The 17,255-nt window shown below is 67.7% G+C and carries 13 protein-coding genes; 4 read left to right on the forward strand and 9 right to left on the reverse strand.

Going from position 1 to position 17,255, the window contains the following annotated elements:
* Positions 1 to 26: 26 nt before the first annotated feature.
* From ACGFI6_RS25025 to ACGFI6_RS25035, 3 genes are read right to left on the reverse strand one after another with little or no spacing between them, the layout of a single operon-like run.
* Complete coding sequence (locus ACGFI6_RS25025) at positions 27 to 1,739, reverse strand: glycerol-3-phosphate dehydrogenase/oxidase (protein WP_393122427.1); 1,713 nt, start codon at positions 1,737 to 1,739, stop codon at positions 27 to 29.
* 37 nt (positions 1,740 to 1,776) lie between these two features.
* The gene (glpK, locus tag ACGFI6_RS25030) at positions 1,777 to 3,294 is read right to left on the reverse strand and encodes a glycerol kinase GlpK (RefSeq protein WP_393122429.1); all 1,518 of its coding nucleotides are present in this window, start codon (positions 3,292 to 3,294) and stop codon (positions 1,777 to 1,779) included.
* A gap of 30 nt (positions 3,295 to 3,324) precedes the next feature.
* The gene (locus ACGFI6_RS25035; protein ID WP_393122431.1) at positions 3,325 to 4,161 is read right to left on the reverse strand and encodes an MIP/aquaporin family protein; all 837 of its coding nucleotides are present in this window, start codon (positions 4,159 to 4,161) and stop codon (positions 3,325 to 3,327) included.
* Between the two features lie 258 nt (positions 4,162 to 4,419).
* On the opposite strand from ACGFI6_RS25035, the gene ACGFI6_RS25040 reads away from it, so the two are divergent.
* Both ACGFI6_RS25040 and ACGFI6_RS25045 read left to right on the forward strand, forming a co-directional pair.
* Positions 4,420 to 5,709 carry an alpha/beta hydrolase gene (locus tag ACGFI6_RS25040; RefSeq protein WP_393122433.1) on the forward strand — a complete coding sequence of 430 codons (1,290 nt, stop codon included), beginning with the start codon at positions 4,420 to 4,422 and terminating at the stop codon, positions 5,707 to 5,709.
* Positions 5,706 to 6,509 carry an SGNH/GDSL hydrolase family protein gene (locus ACGFI6_RS25045; RefSeq protein WP_393122435.1) on the forward strand — a complete coding sequence of 268 codons (804 nt, stop codon included), beginning with the start codon at positions 5,706 to 5,708 and terminating at the stop codon, positions 6,507 to 6,509. Before ACGFI6_RS25040 ends, ACGFI6_RS25045 begins: the two co-directional genes overlap by 4 nt.
* An 878-nt stretch (positions 6,510 to 7,387) precedes the next feature.
* Here ACGFI6_RS25045 and ACGFI6_RS25050 read toward each other — a convergent pair.
* Positions 7,388 to 9,175: a DUF222 domain-containing protein gene (locus ACGFI6_RS25050; protein WP_393122437.1), complete on the reverse strand. Its 1,788-nt coding sequence runs from the start codon at positions 9,173 to 9,175 to the stop codon at positions 7,388 to 7,390.
* Positions 9,176 to 9,469: 294 nt separating this feature from the next.
* On the opposite strand from ACGFI6_RS25050, the gene ACGFI6_RS25055 reads away from it, so the two are divergent.
* Together ACGFI6_RS25055 and ACGFI6_RS25060 are read left to right on the forward strand one after the other, a co-directional pair.
* Positions 9,470 to 9,970 (forward strand): SigE family RNA polymerase sigma factor, encoded by a 501-nt coding sequence (locus ACGFI6_RS25055; RefSeq protein ID WP_393122439.1) that lies wholly within the window; start codon positions 9,470 to 9,472, stop codon positions 9,968 to 9,970.
* Positions 9,967 to 11,130: a hypothetical protein gene (locus ACGFI6_RS25060; RefSeq protein WP_393122440.1), complete on the forward strand. Its 1,164-nt coding sequence runs from the start codon at positions 9,967 to 9,969 to the stop codon at positions 11,128 to 11,130. The genes ACGFI6_RS25055 and ACGFI6_RS25060 overlap by 4 nt, the downstream gene beginning before the upstream one ends.
* Here the strand turns inward: ACGFI6_RS25060 and ACGFI6_RS25065 are convergent.
* The 5 genes from ACGFI6_RS25065 to ACGFI6_RS25085 all read right to left on the reverse strand — a co-directional run bounded on the left by ACGFI6_RS25065 (position 11,124) and on the right by ACGFI6_RS25085 (position 17,175).
* A complete protein-coding gene (locus ACGFI6_RS25065) occupies positions 11,124 to 12,131 on the reverse strand; it encodes an ABC transporter ATP-binding protein (protein ID WP_393122541.1) in 1,008 nt (335 codons plus the stop codon). The genes ACGFI6_RS25060 and ACGFI6_RS25065 overlap by 7 nt on opposite strands.
* Before the next feature lie 47 nt (positions 12,132 to 12,178).
* Positions 12,179 to 13,240, reverse strand: coding sequence for an ABC transporter ATP-binding protein (locus tag ACGFI6_RS25070; protein WP_393122442.1), 1,062 nt, complete (start codon positions 13,238 to 13,240; stop codon positions 12,179 to 12,181).
* Positions 13,237 to 14,250, reverse strand: a complete 1,014-nt coding sequence (locus tag ACGFI6_RS25075) for an ABC transporter permease (protein WP_393122444.1) — start codon at positions 14,248 to 14,250, stop codon at positions 13,237 to 13,239. The genes ACGFI6_RS25070 and ACGFI6_RS25075 overlap by 4 nt, the downstream gene beginning before the upstream one ends.
* A gap of 98 nt (positions 14,251 to 14,348) precedes the next feature.
* Positions 14,349 to 16,127, reverse strand: a complete 1,779-nt coding sequence (locus ACGFI6_RS25080; protein ID WP_393122446.1) for an ABC transporter substrate-binding protein — start codon at positions 16,125 to 16,127, stop codon at positions 14,349 to 14,351.
* A 55-nt stretch (positions 16,128 to 16,182) separates the two neighbouring features.
* On the reverse strand, positions 16,183 to 17,175 hold the full coding sequence (locus tag ACGFI6_RS25085) for an ABC transporter permease (protein ID WP_393122448.1): 993 nt from the start codon (positions 17,173 to 17,175) through the stop codon (positions 16,183 to 16,185).
* Positions 17,176 to 17,255: the final 80 nt, after the last annotated feature.

Raw genomic sequence — 17,255 nt, forward strand, 5'->3', positions numbered from 1 at the left:
CGGCTCCTGGTCCTCCGGAGCGGGTACTAGGCGGGCGAGACGATGTCCGGGGCCTCCAGGCGGACCTTGTCGGCGGACTCGTCGTCGGGCTGGTCCTGGGAGTCGCGTTCGGACTGGACGCGCTGGACGTAGAACGAGACCTCACGCTCGATCGTCGCCTCGTCCCAGCCGAGGATCGGCGCGACCAGCCGGGCGGCCGCCTCGGCCGCACCGACGCCGCGGTCCCAGGCCTCGATCGAGATCCGGGTCCGGCGGGCCAGGATGTCGTCGAGGTGCCGGGCGCCCTCGGCGCGCGCGCCGTACACGATCTCGGCCTTCAGATAGTCCTGCGTACCGGGCAACTGCTCCCCCAGCGACGGGTCCTCCTCGACGAGGGCGAGGACCTCGTCGATCAGCGCGCCGTACCGGTTGAGCAGATGCTCGATCCGAGCCACGTGCAGCCCCGAGCGCTGCGCGATCAGCTGCCGCTGGTTCCACAAGGCCTGGTACCCGTCTGCACCGACCAGCGGGATGTTCTTGGTGACACTGCGCGGCACCCGCCCGTCGAGGGCGTCCGCCGCCGCGTCGATGGCGTCCTTCGCCATCACCCGGTACGTCGTGTACTTGCCGCCGGCAACCACCACGAGACCCGGTGCTGCGTGCGCGACGACATGCTCGCGGGACAGTTTCGACGTACTCTCCGACTCACCGGCGAGCAACGGCCGCAGACCGGCGTACACACCCTCCACGTCCTCGCGTGTCAGAGGTGTGGTGAGGACCGCGTTCACATGATCCAGCAGGTACTCGATGTCCTTCGTGGTCGCCGCCGGGTGCGCCTTGTCCAGGTGCCAGTCGGTGTCCGTGGTGCCGATCAGCCAGTGCCGGCCCCACGGGATGATGAACAGTACGGACTTCTCGGTCCGGAGGATCATCCCGGTACTGGACTGGATCCGGTCCTTCGGTACGACCAGGTGGATGCCCTTCGACGCGCGCACGTGGTACTGCCCGCGCTCCCCCACCATCGCCTGGGTGTCGTCGGTCCAGACACCCGTCGCGTTCACGACCTGCTTCGCGCGGACCTCGAACTCGCGGCCGCTCTCCAGGTCCTTCGCCTGCACACCGGTGACCCGCTCGCCCTGACGCAGGAAGCCGGTGACCTTCACCCGGTTCGCGACCAGGGCGCCGTACGACGCCGCGGTCCGGGCGAGCTCCATCGTGTGCCGCGCGTCGTCGACCTGCGCGTCGTAGTACTGCAACGCGCCGACCAGTGCGGACTTCTTCAGCGACGGGACCAGCCGCATCGCGCCGCGCCGGGTCAGGTGCCGGTGCAGCGGCAGCCCGGCGCCGAAGCCCGAGCTGACCGCCATCCCGTCGTACAGCGCGACACCGGCGCCTGCGTAGAACCGCTCCCACCAGCGGTGCTGGAGCGGGTACAGGAACGGCACCGGCTTCACCAGGTGCGGTGCCAGGCGCTGCAGCAGCAGACCGCGCTCCTGCAACGCCTCGTGCACCAGCCGGAAGTCGAGCATCTCCAGGTAGCGCAGGCCGCCGTGGATCAGCTTGCTGGACCTGCTGGAGGTACCGCTCGCGAAGTCGCGGGCCTCCAGCAGTCCGGTGGTCAGGCCGCGGGTGGCGGCGTCGAGCGCCGATCCGGTGCCGACCACCCCGCCACCGATCACCAGGACGTCCAGTTCCCGTCCGTCGGCCAGCGCGTCGATCGCGTCGGCCCTTGCTTGCGGTGACAGAGCCACTACAGCCACTGTGTTCGTCCTTCCGGTGCTAGGGGTGGTGCTTGATTCAGTCGACGTCGACCCAGTCGAGCGTGCGCTGGACGGCCTTCTGCCACCCGGCGTACCCCTGACTGCGCTGCTCGTCGTTCCACTGCGGCTCCCACCGCTTGTCCTCGTTCCAGTTCTGCACGAGCTCTTCCTTGTTCTTCCAGAAGCCGACGGCGAGGCCGGCTGCGTACGCGGCGCCGAGAGCGGTGGTCTCCGCGACCACCGGCTTGCTCACCGGTACGCCCAGGATGTCCGCCTGCATCTGCATCGCCAACTCGTTCGCCGTCACGCCGCCGTCCACCTTGAGGACGTCGAGCTGCACGCCGGAGTCCTTCTCCATCGCGTCCGAGACGTCCTTGCTCTGGTAGCAGATCGACTCCAGTGTTGCGCGCGCCAGGTGCGCGTTGGTGTTGAACCGGGACAGCCCGACGATCGCCCCGCGGGCGTCGGACCGCCAGTACGGCGCGAACAGGCCGGAGAACGCCGGTACGAAGTACACACCGCCGTTGTCCTGCACCTGCTTGGCCAGCGTCTCGATCTCCGCGGCGCCGGAGATGATGCCGAGCTGGTCACGCAGCCACTGCACCGCGGAGCCGGTGACCGCGATCGAGCCCTCGAGCGCGTACACCGGGGCCTCGTCGCCGAACTTGTAGCACATGGTGCTGAGCAGGCCCGCCTTCGAACGGACCAGCTCGGTGCCGGTGTTCAGCAGCATGAAGTTGCCGGTGCCGTAGGTGTTCTTCGCTTCACCAGGGTTGAAGCACACCTGGCCGACGGTCGCGGCCTGCTGGTCGCCGAGGTCGCCGGTCAGCCCGACGACGCCGCCGAGCGGGCCGTTGGCCAGCGTCTCCCCGTACTTGCTGGGATCCGACGAGGGCCGGATCTCCGGCAGCATCTGCCGCGGGATGTTGAAGAAGCTGATCAGCTCGTCGTCCCAGTCCAGGGTCTCGAGGTTCATCAGCATCGTCCGGCTGGCGTTCGTCACGTCGGTGATGTGGACGCCGCCTTCGGTGCCTCCGGTGAGGTTCCAGAGCAGCCAGGTGTCGGTGTTGCCGAAGACCGCGTCACCGGCCTCGGCGGCCTCGCGGACCCCGTCGACGTTCTCCAGGATCCACTGCACCTTGCCGGCCGAGAAGTACGTCGCCGGCGGCAGACCGGCCTTCTGCCGGATCACGTCGCCCTTGCCCTCGCGCTCCAGCGCCGAGGCGATCCGGTCGGTGCGGGTGTCCTGCCAGACGATCGCGTTGTAGTACGGGCGGCCGGTCTTCCGGTTCCAGACCACCGCGGTCTCGCGCTGGTTGGTGATGCCCAGCGCGGCCAGGTCGCTCGACTGCAGACCCTTCGCGTTCATCGCGGTCCGGATGACCGAACTGGTCCGCTCCCAGATCTCCACCGGGTTGTGCTCCACCCAGCCGGCCTGCGGCAGGATCTGCTCGTGCTCCAACTGGTGCTTGCCCACCTCGTTGCCGGAGTGGTCGAAGATCATGAAGCGGGTGCTCGTGGTGCCCTGGTCGACGGCACCGACGAAGTCAGCCATGGATAGTCCTCTCCTCACACAAGGGATGCATCATGCGGTCGTGTCCTCTTCCGGGATGCGCCCGGGTTCCTCGTCCTCGTCCGCGATCGGCAGGAAGCGGCCGACCAGGACGTCGTACAGCAGGGCGCCGAGCAACGCACCGAGGATCGGTGCCACGATCGGCACCCAGAAATACAGGTCCCCGAACTGATCCTTGAACGCTCCGCCGTACCCGGTGAAGAACGAGGCCAGCCGGGGGCCGAAGTCGCGGGCCGGGTTGATCGCGTACCCGGCGTTGGTGCCCCAGGCCATGCCGATCGCGACCACGGCCAGGCCGATCAGGAACGGCGCCATGTTGGCCGCCGGTGCCGTGTTCCGCAGGTCGGTGATCGCCAGGATCAGCAGCATCAGGATCGCGGTACCGATGATCTGGTCCCGGAATCCGCCCCACAGGTGGACGCCGAGGTCCGTACTGCCGTTGCCTGGCAGCGTGGAGAACACGATCTGGCTCTTCACCGTGTGCCCGGGGTCGAACTTGCCGAGCGCCTCGGTGTAGTTCCACCGCACTACCAGCGCCGCCAGGAACGCGCCGACGAACTGTGCCAGCGAGTACGGCAGCACCTTGCGCCAGCTGAAGCCGCGGAACGCCGCCAGCGCGATCGTCACCGCCGGGTTCAGGTGCGCGCCGGTCATCCGGCCTGCCACGTAGACGCCCAGCGTGACGCCGAGGCCCCACGCCCACGCGATCGAGTCGTGGTCCCCGATCCCGCCGGCCACCACCTGCGCCACCACACCGCAGCCGAACAGGATCAGGATGAATGTGCCCGCCAGTTCCGCCGCACACTCCCCCAGAAGGGTCTTGGTCTTGACTGTCTCCGTCGTAGCCATACCGAACCTCCCTTCCCAGTACAACTCCGCCGTGACGACCACGGCTGGCTGGAATGTAGAAGCGAAACACCCGCGGTACAACGCCCCTCGTTCGACATTGTCGAACGGCACCACCTTTGTCCTGAGGTACGACACTCGGTCATCAGCTGAGTACCGTCCGCAGTTGAGTAATCGCTGAGAGGCCTGCGATCGGCGATGCCAACCAATCGGAGGGCGGCGGCGTCTGGGGTGTGGGTCTACTCGGATCGGGAGGGCTGGATGAGCGTGTCGCTGCTTGGGGGATGGTTCCCGGCGATGCTGGACGTGCTGGCGGGTGCGGCGCTGCTGGCCGCGGCCGGTTGGCGGGACCGGGAGTGGCGGTGGCGGGTGTTGCCGGTGGTGGCCGGCGCGGCCCTCCTGCTGACGCTGCTTGCGGCCTATCCGGGGGCCAAGGCGCTCGGCGTAACCGATCCGCTGCCGTTCTCGGTGTGGCTCTGGTTCGGGGCCGGCATGGCGGCGCTGATCGTGCTGGCTGCCGGGTGGCGGAGTGCGCGGTGGTGGCGACGGGGTACGGCAGTCATTGCCGCCGGACTCGCCGCGCTGGTGTGCGCGAACGCGATCAACCAGTTCGTCGGCTACTACCCGACCATCGACGCCGCCGTGAACGACTGGACCGACACCCCGCTGCCGGGTCAGGTGTCGATGTCGGGCCTCGCCCACGACGCCACCGCGACCAAGCTGCCGGCAGCCGGGCGGCTGGTCGCGGTGCGCATTCCCGCGACGTACAGCCACTTCGACCATCGGCAGGAGCTGGTGTACCTGCCGCCGATCTGGTTCGTCCGCGGTACGCACCGCCGGCCGCTGCCGGTCGTCGAACTGATCGGCGGCGAGCGCGGCGGTCCCGGTGACTGGGTCCGGCTCGGCAACGCGGTCCAGGTGTCCGACGCGTACGCGCACCGGCACCACGGCTACGCGCCGATCCTGGTCTTCGCCGACGCGACCCGGAAGTTCGACAACGACACCGAGTGCGTCGACGGTCCCCGCGGCAACTCCGCCGACCACCTCGACCAGGACATCCCGAAGTACGTCGAGAAGACGTTCGGCGCCTCCACGAACCCGCAGCAGTGGGCCGTCGCCGGGTTCTCGATGGGCGGCACGTGCGCGGTTGATTTGGTCGTCGAGCACCCGAACGTGTTCGACCACTTCATCGACATCTCCGGCGACCTCGCGCCGTACACGAGCACGCCGGCCGCCAGCCTGCACGACCTGTACGGCGGGAACGTGGCGCTGGAGAAGGCGAACGAGCCGCTGCTCGTGATGCGGGCCCATGGCAAGTACACCGGCGTGAACGGCCTGTTCCTAACCAGCAGCGAGGAGCTGCGCCACCAGCGCGAGGCGAAGGAGCTCTCGAACGCGGCTGCCAAGGCCGGGATCTGGTCCCGCGTTCAGGTCTCCCCCGGTACGCACGTCTGGCAGTTCGCCGCTCCGGCGTTCGCGGCGGCCTATCCTTGGCTGGCCAACCAGCTCGCACTCCCGCACCACGAGACGAGACCTTCGAAGCCCGCGTGATCCACACCGTACGGCGGCTCGCCATTGGCCTGGCCGTCCTCATCGTCGTCACCGCGATCAGCGGCGCCGACACGGTGAGCGAGGTCCGCAGGCCGCAACCGGCCGGTCAGGTGCACGTGGTGGCGCTCGGCGACTCGGTGACCTCGGGCTCGAACTGCAACTGCTCGGCATTCCCCCAGCTGTACGGCGACCTGCTCCACAACCGCACCGGCACACCGATCGCGGTCAGCAACCTGGGCGTCGCCGGACTGGACTCGGCCGGCCTGCTCCAGCGACTCGACCAGCGCGACTCCCCCGTCGAACTCGCCACGTCCGGCGCGAATGTCGTCCTGCTGACCATCGGCGCGAACGACTTCGGCGACCACCACGACACCGTCACCAGCGGACAGTGCACGGGCGACTGCGTCGCGGACGAATACGAACAGCTCACCGTGAACCTGGACAAGATCCTGGCGCGGATCCACGCCCTCCGCGACAACCACCCGACGACGATCCTGATGACCGGCTACTGGAACGTCTTCGAGGACGGCGATGTCGCCGCACGCCAGTACCCGCCGACCGGCCGAACAGCGAGCGATCAACTCACGCTGCGCACCAACGCCGCGATCGACGCGGCGGCCACCGCGGACGACGCGACGTACGTCGACATCTACACCCCGTTCAAGGACAGCCAGAACATCACCAGCCTCCTCGCCCCGGACGGCGACCACCCGAACCTCGCCGGCCACAACCTGATCGCGCAACTCCTGCTCGCCGCCACACCCAACCTGTTGCCCGCGTCCCCACGTCAGGGAGGGTAGACACATTGGACGGCGATGCGAGGGGCCAAGGGCACCTTCGGCACCACCAACGTCGCGATCCACGCAGCCACCGTCAGCACGGAGCTCTGTCACCACGGCGGCTCGGTGGAACTCGCCAGGCAGATCCAGACCCTCAGAGGCTATCCGGCGCTTCTGACTGATCCGGACTGCGTTCGTCGAGCGGTACGCGGGCAGGCAGGTGGACAGGTTGAGGGCTGGTAAGTCGAGGGCTGGCAAGCGGGCGCCCGCACATGCGTCAGAGGGGTGGATATCCACTGCTCCTGAGGGTTCTTCGTTCGCACACCAGCAGAGAACCCTCAACACGAGTGGATATCCTGCTCTTGTGACCGATCCGTGGGTGCTGATCATTCCGATGGCCGACGACACCGATTAGGTGGTCGTGAGTCGGAACCTGGTTCCACCTTCGGCCCGGCTTTCGACGCCACGGTTCTGCCCGCTCCCTGTCGACGGTGCATGAGCTCAGGAGCGCCTGCCCCTGGCACCCGTCCCTGACGCCTGCCCGTCCCCTCCCTGTCTTCCTCTCGATGGCATCGGTCGTGGCCTTGGCTGGACCCGGGTCGTCGGATCGTCGACTGCGGCGGGAATCGACCGCCATTGTCTACGACTTGATGAAACGTGAGGCAGTACGCGGACAGGCGGCTCGACACGCGCGCACCCCTCCCGCGCCGCTTGGGGTGGGTTATCGGGCGCTTGCTGGGAGTTCTCCGCTGTTGTATCGCCGGAGGTCGTCCAACGGGGCAACGGATTTCCAGGGCGTGATCGTCCGCGCCGATCCCGAGGCAGCCCGCGCTGCCATGCGCGTCCACCTGTCGAGTACGCGGCACCGGCTCAGCGATTCGCTGCCCCACAGCAGCGGGCTACGTCAATGACTGCGGACCGCCGTGGCCGGGCACGCGGTGGGTGCCGGTCGGTCCGACTTCGAAGACGAAGCCGTGAGGGGTGGTCCACTCGAGGGTTCTGTGGTCGAGGCGGCGCACGTTCCAGCCGCGGGCGTGGGTCTTGACCCGGTGGCCGAAGCGGCTCAGCGGTGCGAGGTTCGTGGTGCTGGTCTGACCTGGCGGTCCCAGCGGGTCGTACGGCTCGATATGGTCGAGGTCGATGGTGCGACTGGTTTCACGGGTGCCGTACGGGAACAGCTCCACGGGGTGGAGAAGTTTGACGCGTTCCCGGATCCTGGTGGGGATCTCGTAGGCGTTGACGCTGAGCGCGTCGTTGAGGTCGATGACAGGCTTGACGGTGTAGGGCCCATGTCCGATCAGCTCGCCGAGCTGGGCGGCGAGCAGCGGGCCGAGGCCCTCCACGCGCAGCACGCCAGTGCCGGTCGCGAGGGTGCGGTCGGTCAGGTGCACATAGATCTCGGTCTGCCCCGGACGCACCTGTCCCCCGCTGCCCGAGCCCCAGCCAGAGCCGGAGCCGGAGCCGGAGCCGGAGCCCCAGCGGGAGCCGGAGCCGGAGTAGGCGTCGTGCTTGATCTGCGCGAGCCGCGCATCCAGGACCCGCCGGGCCGCCGCTTCCAACCGCTCGCCGTCACCATCGCCGTCGCCGTCACCGTCGCGGTCAAAGGGGCCGAAGGGGTCGGTGAGATCCAGCGATTCGGGGTAGCGGACGTCGAACGCCTCGGGCACATCGCCACGGGGCTGGCCGTCCCGGGCCGGCGCGGTTGCGCGCTCAGCCGCAGACGCGCTAGCAGGCGCGGTGACCGGCTCAGCGACGGGCTCGGTGGCGGTGGCGGTGGCGGTGGCGGTGGCGGTGGCGGGCTTGGGGTTGGGGGGTGGCGGGGGTGGCTTTGGGGCGTGCTGGAACTCGCGGGCCTGGGCGAGGAGTTCTTCGGTGTAGCGGGAGTCGGCGATGATGCCGACGGCCTCCGCGCGACGCTGCTGCAACCTGCGCGCGTTCCCGAACACCTTCAGGGCATCCGCGATCGCATCGATCCTCGCGTCGAAGCGGATCACGGCACCCGACGACGCCTTGACGAACACCGACTTCGTACCGTGCTCATCCGACGCACCCACGAACACGCCCCGCTCACGAGCCTTCTCAGCGGCCTCAGCACGCGCCAGGTCAGGATCCGCATGCGCCCTGGCGGCCTTGACAATCTTCTCCAGCCGATACGGCGTGATCGAATCCACCATACCCGCGACCCGCCGATCCACCCGCGCCGCAGCCTCCTGCGACAACGCCACACAGGCAGCCACAATCTGCTGCGCCTTCCACGGCGTCGCCTCACCCGCCAACACCCGCGCCCACGTCAACGGGAACCGGTGCCGCAACGCCAACGCCTCACCGAGCAACCGGGCCGCCACACCCGACGAGACCCCCAGCAAGACACCGAACTCCGCGATCGAGAACTCGGCAATCTCCGGACAACCCTCACCACCCAGCACCACCGCCCGCTCCCGCCCATCACACGACCGCCGACCCGGCCGCACCACACAGGCATCGGGATGGAACCGATCGGCATAAACCTGAGCATGCTCCAGGACCCGCGTCTCGCACCGGGTCGCAAGCGCGCGATGCTCGGCCGCGGACTCCAACAGCTCCGCGGTCGACAACACACTCGGATCACTCTCGAACATGCGTTCGATTCTATGCCATCGACGATCCTCCCCGCAAATCAGCCGGACATCGAAACCCGTTATCCACAAGGGAAACCATCATCCGCGATCGTCCGGTGAAAGCGTGTATGCACAGCCGCCGTACGTTGCCACTACCAACGACCCGTGCTGGGCGTGAAGTCAGGAACGACAGTCCGCAGGTACGTCGTGTCATCGCGCTTGCGGAGGCCGCTCCTGACATGCCGGGGACCGGTCCGAAGGTGGTTGACGGGTTCCGCCGGGACTGGGTCTTCGAGCAACTCGCCGACGTCCTGCTCGCCGCAACGCCCAACCCTTTGCCCGCGTCCCCACGTCAGGGAGGGTAGACACACCCGAGGGGGCGAGATGGTGGACGCGTTCGCCGAGTTCGCGAGCAGCAGGCACGGCGCGCTGTTCCGGTACGCGTACCTCCTGGCCGGCGATCGCGGTCTGGCCGAGGATCTGGTGCAGGAGGCGCTGGTCAAGACGTACGTCAACTGGCACCGGCTGCGCGATCCAGCCAACGCCGAGGCGTACACGCGGCGCGCGATCACCACCACGATGATCGGGTGGTGGCGCCGGAAGTCGTGGCACGCCGAGCGGCCGAACGACGACGTACCCGATCGTCCGGTGCACGCCGACGACAGCACCGCCCGGATCTGGCTGTGGGACATCCTGCAGAAGCTGCCGCCGCGACAACGGGCGGCGCTGGTGCTGCGGTACTACGAGGATCTCACCGAGGCACAGACGGCAGAGGTCCTCGGCTGCAGCGTCGGGACCGTGAAGAGCCAGGTCTCCGACGCACTCAAGAAGCTCCGGGCCCGACTGGGCTCCGACGTCGTACTGAAGGCGGGACTCACCGAATGAACAACCTGCTCCGCGACACCCTCACCGAACGCGCAGACAGCATCGAGCCGCCGCCCCTCGATCTCGACGCAATCGTTGCGGCCGGCAACCGCCGCCGCTCCCGCCGGCGCGCCCTGACGATCTTCGGCGGCACTGCGGTGACGCTGACCGGCGGCGGACTCGCCGTCGCCGGCACCCGCAAGCACCACGTCCCGCCGCCCGCGCCCACGCCGTACATCGATCGCCGGGTTACCTACGCCCTCGGCTCCGCAATCCACTACGGCCCGGACATCATCTCCGTCGCGCCGCACAAGGTGAACGCCTTTGTCCAGACCGACACCGCGTTCGTCTTCCTGAACGAGAAGAACGACATCCACGTTGCCGCCGGCAACGGCGTACGGTCACTCGGGAAAGGCGCCTGGAGGCTCACCGGCGGACTCGGCGGCAACTTCGTCGGCTGGGTCGACGGCTTCAACGACCGCTACGAGTCGGTCGTGTACGACGTCTCAGCTCGCCGCGAAGTCGTCCGCACGGCAGTCGGCAACAAGATCCCACCGAACGTCAGTCTCGTGACCGGCCCGCTGATCGTCGCCCTCGACGACAACCAGGCGTACTTCGGAACACTCGACGGCCTGTACCGCTGGGACATTGCCGCGAACAAGGGCGAGCTGATCGCGAAGGTCTTACCGGACACGGTCCGCACCGTCATGGCCGGTCAGTTCGTCTACCAGCAACCGCTCGAGCAGCGGCCGCCGGCCGTAAGTCTGGCGATTGCGGACACCGTGTCGACGGCGGTCCCGGCCAGATTCAGCGGCCAGCAAGCCTTTCTCTCGCCCGGAGCGAAGTACCTGGTGACCGAGCCGAAGGACGCGCTGATCCCGACCGAGCCGAGCTGGGGCGACCTGGCGCTCCACGAGGTGGCGACCGCACGGCAAATCGCCCTGCCGTACGCCTACGACCACGTCTACTTCGGCCAGTGGCTCAGCGACGACAAGTTCGTGGCCGCAGGCAAGCGTCGGTTCTCGACGACGAACGAGACCGACCTGCTCGTCGTCACCGCTGCGACCGGCAAGGTCCAGATCGCCGTCCCGGCGTTCGCCAAGCTCAGGTTCAGCACGACGCCGCCGCGGACGGCGCCGTTCTCGCTGCCGACCGGGAACCCGATCACAGACCTCTACTGATCGGTCTTCGCGGCCGGGGCTTCGACGTTCTCCGGGAAGTGGCAGGCGGTCTGGTGGCCAGGGAGCAGCTCGACCAGCGGGGGCTCCTGGGTCTTGCAGATGTCCTGGGCCTTCCAGCAGCGGGTGTGGAAGCGGCACGCGGGCGGCGGGTTGATCGGGCTGGGCACGTCGCCCTGCAGCCGGATCCGCTCCTGCTTGCCCTTGCGCTTGGTGTCCGGCACCGGTACGGCCGACAGCAGCGCGGTCGTGTACGGGTGCATCGGCCGCTCGTACAGGCTGACCCGGTCGGCCAGCTCGACGATCTTGCCGAGGTACATCACCGCGACCCGGTCCGACACGTGCCGGACGACGGACAGGTCGTGGGCGATCATCACGTAGGTCAGGTCGAACTCGTTCTGCAGGTCCTCGAGCAGGTTCACCACCTGGGCCTGGATCGACACGTCCAGCGCGGACACCGGTTCGTCGGCGACGATCAGCTTCGGCCGCAGCGCGAGCGTCCGGGCGATCCCGATCCGCTGCCGCTGACCGCCGGAGAACTCGTGCGGGTACCGGTTGTAGTGCTCCGGGCTCAGACCGACGAGCTCGAGCAGCTCCTGGACGGCCCGCTTGACACCGTTCTCGGTCTTCACGTTCTGCAGCTTGAACGGCGCGCCGACGATCTTGCCGACCGTGTGCCGCGGGTTCAGCGAGCCGTACGGGTCCTGGAAGATCATCTGCACGTCGCGCCGCAGCGGCCGCATCCGGCCCTCGCTGAGGTGGCTGATGTCGCGCCCCTCGAAGGTGACCGTGCCGGCCGTCGGCTCGAGCAGCCGGGTGATCAGCCGGCCGGTGGTGGTCTTGCCGCAGCCCGACTCCCCCACCAGCGACAGCGTCTCGCCGCGGGTCACGCTGAACGTCAGCCCGTCGACCGCCTGGACGGCGCCGGTCTGCCGCTGCAGCAGCCCCTTGCGGATCGGGAAGTGCTTGACGAGGCCGTCCACCGCCAGCAACTCCTCGCCGATCTTCGGCACGGCCGGAGTGGATTCAGTAGTGGTCACAGTCGTCCCGTTCACAGCTTCGGCTTGATGTCGGTCTCCCACGCCTGCCGGCGGTTCTGCGGGGAGAGGTGGCAGGCGACCATGTGGCCGTCGCCGATGTCGAGCAGCTCCGGCCGCTCGGTCTCGCTGAGCCCGTCGTTCAGCTGCGAGTAGTTACAGCGCGGGTTGAACGCGCACCCCTTCGGTACGTTGATCAGGCTCGGCGGGGTGCCCTTGATCGGGACCAGCCGCTCGCTGCGCTCCCGGTCGATCCGCGGCATCGAGCCGAGCAGACCCCACGTGTACGGGTGCTGCGGGCGGTCGAAGATGTCCTCCGCGGTGCCGTACTCGACCGCGCGGCCGGCGTACATTACCTGGATGTCGTCGGCCAGCTCCGCGACGACACCGAGGTCGTGGGTGATGATGACGACGGCCGAGTTGAACTCGCGCTGCAGGTCCCGGATCAGGTCCAGGATCTGCGCCTGCACGGTGACGTCGAGGGCCGTGGTCGGCTCGTCGGCGATCAGCAGGTCCGGGTCGCAGGACAGCGCCATCGCGATCATCGCGCGCTGCCGCATCCCGCCAGAGAACTCGTGCGGGTACGCGTCCACCCGCTTGTCCGGCTGCGGGATGCCGACCCGGTCCAGCATCTCGATCGCGTGCTTGCGAGCGACCTGCTTGCTGACCTCGTTGTGGACCCGGTAGGCCTCCACGATCTGCTTGCCGACCGTGTAGAACGGGTGCATCGCCGACAGCGGGTCCTGGAAGATCATCGCCATCCGCTTGCCGCGCAGCAGCCGGACCTCTTCGCGCGACGAGGACACCAGGTCCTGGCCGTCGAGGAAGATCTGGCCGCTGATCTTCGCGACGCCGGGCGGGTGCAGGCCCATGATCGACAGGCTCGTGACGCTCTTGCCGGAGCCGGACTCGCCGACGATGCCGAGCGTCTTGCCGCGCTCCAGCTTGAACGAGATCCCGTCGACGGACTTCACCACGCCGTCGTCGGTCGGGAAGTGCACCTTGAGGTCGCGGACGTCGAGGAACGCCTCGCCGCGTTCCACCCGCTGCACCGGTGCCTGAACTTCTTCGGTCACGAGATCCGCACCCTCGGGTCGACGACGGCGTACAGGAGGTCAACGATCAGGTTGGCCAGCACGATGAAGAACGCGGCGACCAGCGTCACCCCGAGCACCTTGGGCAGGTCGTTCGCCCGCAGCGCGATAACGGCGTACTGGCCGATGCCCGGCAGCGAGAACGTGGTCTCGGTCAGGATCGCGCCGCCCATCAGCAGGCCGAGATCCAGGCCGAAGATCGTCAGGATCGGCGTCAGCGCGGACCGCAGCCCGTGCTTGATCACCACGTCCCGCTCGGTCAGGCCCTTGGCCCGCGCGGTCCGGACGAAGTCCTCGTTCATCGTTTCGAGCATGCCGGCCCGGGTGAGTCGTGCGTACGCCGCGGCGTACAGGAACGCGAGCGTGACCCACGGGAGCAGCAGGTCGTAGGCCCACCACACCGGGTTCGTCTCGTCGAGCGGATTGATACCGCCCTGCTGTGTCCAGCCGAGACCGTAGCTGAAGATCGACAGCGACAGCAGGCCGGTGAAGAAGATCGGCAGCGAGACACCGGCCAGCGCCACCGACATCAGTGATCGGTCCAGCACCGATCCTCGTCTGAGTGCCGAGACGATGCCGGTACCGACGCCGGTGATCAGCCAGATGAAGGCCGCGCCGCCCGCCAGTGAGGCCGTCACCGGTATTCGCGAGACCAGGTCCGGCCACACCGGCTGCTGGGTCAGGAACGAGTACCCGAAGCAGGGCGCCGGGCAGTGCTCGGTCGTCGGGCCGTAGTTGTACTCCTGGCCGGCGACCAGGCCCTTCACGAACCGGCCGTACTGCACGTAGAGCGGATCGGTGAAGCCGAGCTTGACCGCGGTGTTGTGGATCTGCTCCTGCCCCGCGCTCTTGCCGACATAACGAGACGCCAGGTCGTCGGCGGTCGCACCGCCGAGTTTCGGTACCAGGAAGAAAATCGCGAACGTCACGGCCGTGACGATGAAGAGCAGGATCACTGCTCCGATCACCCGGCGGACCAGATATGCGAACACCGTACGCGGCTTGGTGGCCGGCGATCATCGCTGATCACCGGCCACCGTCAGCCTTCACCTACCTCTGCTGGCGCTTGTCGGTCAGGGCAACACAACTGCTACTTCTGTGCGAGCCCGATGGCCGCGTAGTCGTACATGTTCTGACCGTCGTTCGTGAACACGTTGGCCAGCGTGTCCGGGCGGTACAACAGGCCCTTGGCCCAGACGCCCGGCAGCACTCCGGCCTGCTCCATGACCTTCTTGTCGACGTCGACCCACAGCTTGTTCCGTGCAGCGTCGTCGGTGGTCTTCAGCGCCTGGTCGATCAGCGCGTCGACCTCCGGGATCTTGATCCCGAGGTTGGTGTTACCACCCGCTGCGCGGATCACCCGGCTGTCGACGATCTGGCTCAGGAAGCCGAAGCCGTCCGGCCAGTCCGCACCCCAGCTGTAGACGCTCATGCCGATGCCGTTCTTCTTGGCGTAGTCCGGCTTGCCGACGTACAGCTTGGTGTAGTCGCCGGTCGGGAAGCCCTTCGGCGTCAGCTTGATGCCGACCTTCGCGAGCGACTGCTGCAGGGACTCCGCGACCGCCTTCTCCTTCGGCCGGTCGGCGCGGTACCCGATGTTGGTCGAGAAACCGGCCGGCATGCCGCAGTCCTTCAGGGCCGCCTTCGCCTTGTCCGCGTTGCCGTTCTTGTCCTGCAGGAAGCCGTAGTCGTCGAAGCTCTCCGCACCGGCCACCGTCGGCGGCATCAGGTTCGTCGCGATGTCACCGCCGACCGAGCCGCCGTACGCGCGCTGGTAGCCCTCGTGGTCGGCGGCGTACAGGATCGCCTTGCGGCAGTTCACGTTGTCGAGCGGCTTCACGTCGCTGTTGAACACCGTGAAGTTGAGCCGCGTCGCGGGCACGTTGTCCGCGTGCGCCTTCAGGTCCGCGTTGCCGAGGATCTTGGCCTGGGTCTCGGCGAGCACGCCGGTACCGGCGAGGTCCACGTCCAGGTCACCGGCCTGCAGCCGGTTGTCGATGTCCGGACCGTTCACGTTGTACGCGACGTCGATCTCGTCCGGCAGCGCCTTACGGCCCGAGTCCGGGTCCGTCTTCGGGTCGTACTGGTCGTTGCGGACCAGGACGAAGCCCTTGTTGGCGTCGTTGCTCTTGAACTTGTACGGACCGGTCGAGACCGGGTGCAGCTGGTACTGCGCGCCGGTGTCCTTCGCCTGCGGGACCGGAGCGGTCTCCGACAGCTGGGCGAAGTAGTCGAAGCCGGCGAACGACTTGTTCAGGTGGAAGACGATCGTGTTGTCGTCCGGCGTCTCGATGGCCTTGGCGAGCTGGGCCATCGACTTGTCCTTGTAGACGCTGTACCCCTTCGGGACGTCCAGCAGGAAGTCGTTGAAGTACGTCGGTCCGTTCTTCAGCGTGTCCTTGTCCAGGGAGCGCGCGACCGCGTACTTCACGTCCTTGGACGTGACCTCGGTGCCGTCCTCGAACTTGACGCCCTTGCGGATCTTGTACGTCCAGGTCTTCGCGTCGTCGCTCGGCACACCGGCGGCCTCGGCGAGGTCCGGGACGAGCTTGCCACCCTCCTTGCCCGGGGCGGCCTTGAACGTCATCAGCGGCCGGGCGTAGTTGCGCAGCAGGTTCCAGGACAGGCCGTAGTACGTGTCACCGGGGTCGGTGGAGTCGTACTTCTCCGTGATGGCCATCCGGAGGGTGCCACCCTTTTTGTCGCTCGGGTTGAAGACCTTCCCGACGGCCGCGTTGTACTCGGGCTTCGCGGAGTCTCCGCTGCCACCCGAACCGCCGGACGACGCCTTCGGTCCCCCGCAGGCCACCAGGCTCAAGGCGACGGCCGCACTGACGGCGGTAGCCGTCGTGATGCGATTCCATCTCATCTTTTGTTGCACCCCTTTATTCGTGAGAGCCAGGCTCCCTGGTTGATGCGAACGCTTAGCGGGACCGCGGGTCGAGGGCGTCGCGCAGCCCGTCACCGAACAGGTTGAACGCGAGCACGGTCACGAAGATGGCCAGGCCGGGTGGCACCAGGTACATCGGATCGACCTGGTACCAGTTGGCCGCAGTGGACAGCATGTCGCCCCAGCTCGCCGTCGGCGGCCGGACGCCGACACCGAGGTAGGACAGTGCCGCCTCGAAGAGCACGTTGGTGGGGATCAGCAGGGTCGCGTAGACCAGGATCGGCGCGATCAGGTTCGGCAGCAGCTCGGTGAACAGGATGTACGGCCGCCGGGCGCCCAGGCTACGGGCCGCGTCGACGAACTCCCGCTCACGCAGCGACAGCGTCTGACCACGGATGATCCGGCCGATGTACGGCCAGCTGAAGAAGCCGATGATGAACACGATCAGTGCCACCCGCAGTGCGTCACCCTCGAGCCCCAGCAGCTTGTCCGGCACCGAGCCGACCAGAGCCAGCGCGAACAGCACCAGCGGAAAGGCGAGGAAGATGTCCATCAGCCGGCTGATCAAGGTGTCGACCCAGCCGCCGAAGTAGCCGGCGACGATGCCCATCACGACGCCGATGACCACCGAGAGCAGCGTCGCGAGGAACGCGATCAGCAGCGAGATCCGGGCGCCGTACACGATCCGGGCGAGGATGTCGCGGCCGTTCACCGGCTCGATCCCGAACGGGTGGTCCCAGCTGACCCCGCCGAGCTTCCCGATCGGTGTCTGCAGCGACTCGTCCACGAGGTCCTGGTGGAAGTCGTTCGGTGTGACGCCGAGGAGTTTGCAGATCAGCGGCGCGAAGATCGCGACCAGGATCAGGAACGCGACGAAGAAACCGCCGGCGATCGCGACCTTGTCCCGCTTCAGCCGCATCCAGGAGATCTGCCACAGCGAGCGACCCTCGATCTTGCCGGCGCCCTCGAGCAGGGCCTCCGGTTGCGCTGAGGATGCTGCGGGATCGACCTCGAGTGGCGCGCTCACGCGATCTGTACCCCTGCCTCGGTTCGGATGAACCGGAACGAAATCCGGTATGGCTGCCGCCTTAACCTGCCGCCATTACA

It is taken from the genome of Kribbella sp. NPDC048928 (assembly GCF_043197975.1).
Taxonomy (GTDB): Bacteria; Actinomycetota; Actinomycetes; order Propionibacteriales; family Kribbellaceae; genus Kribbella.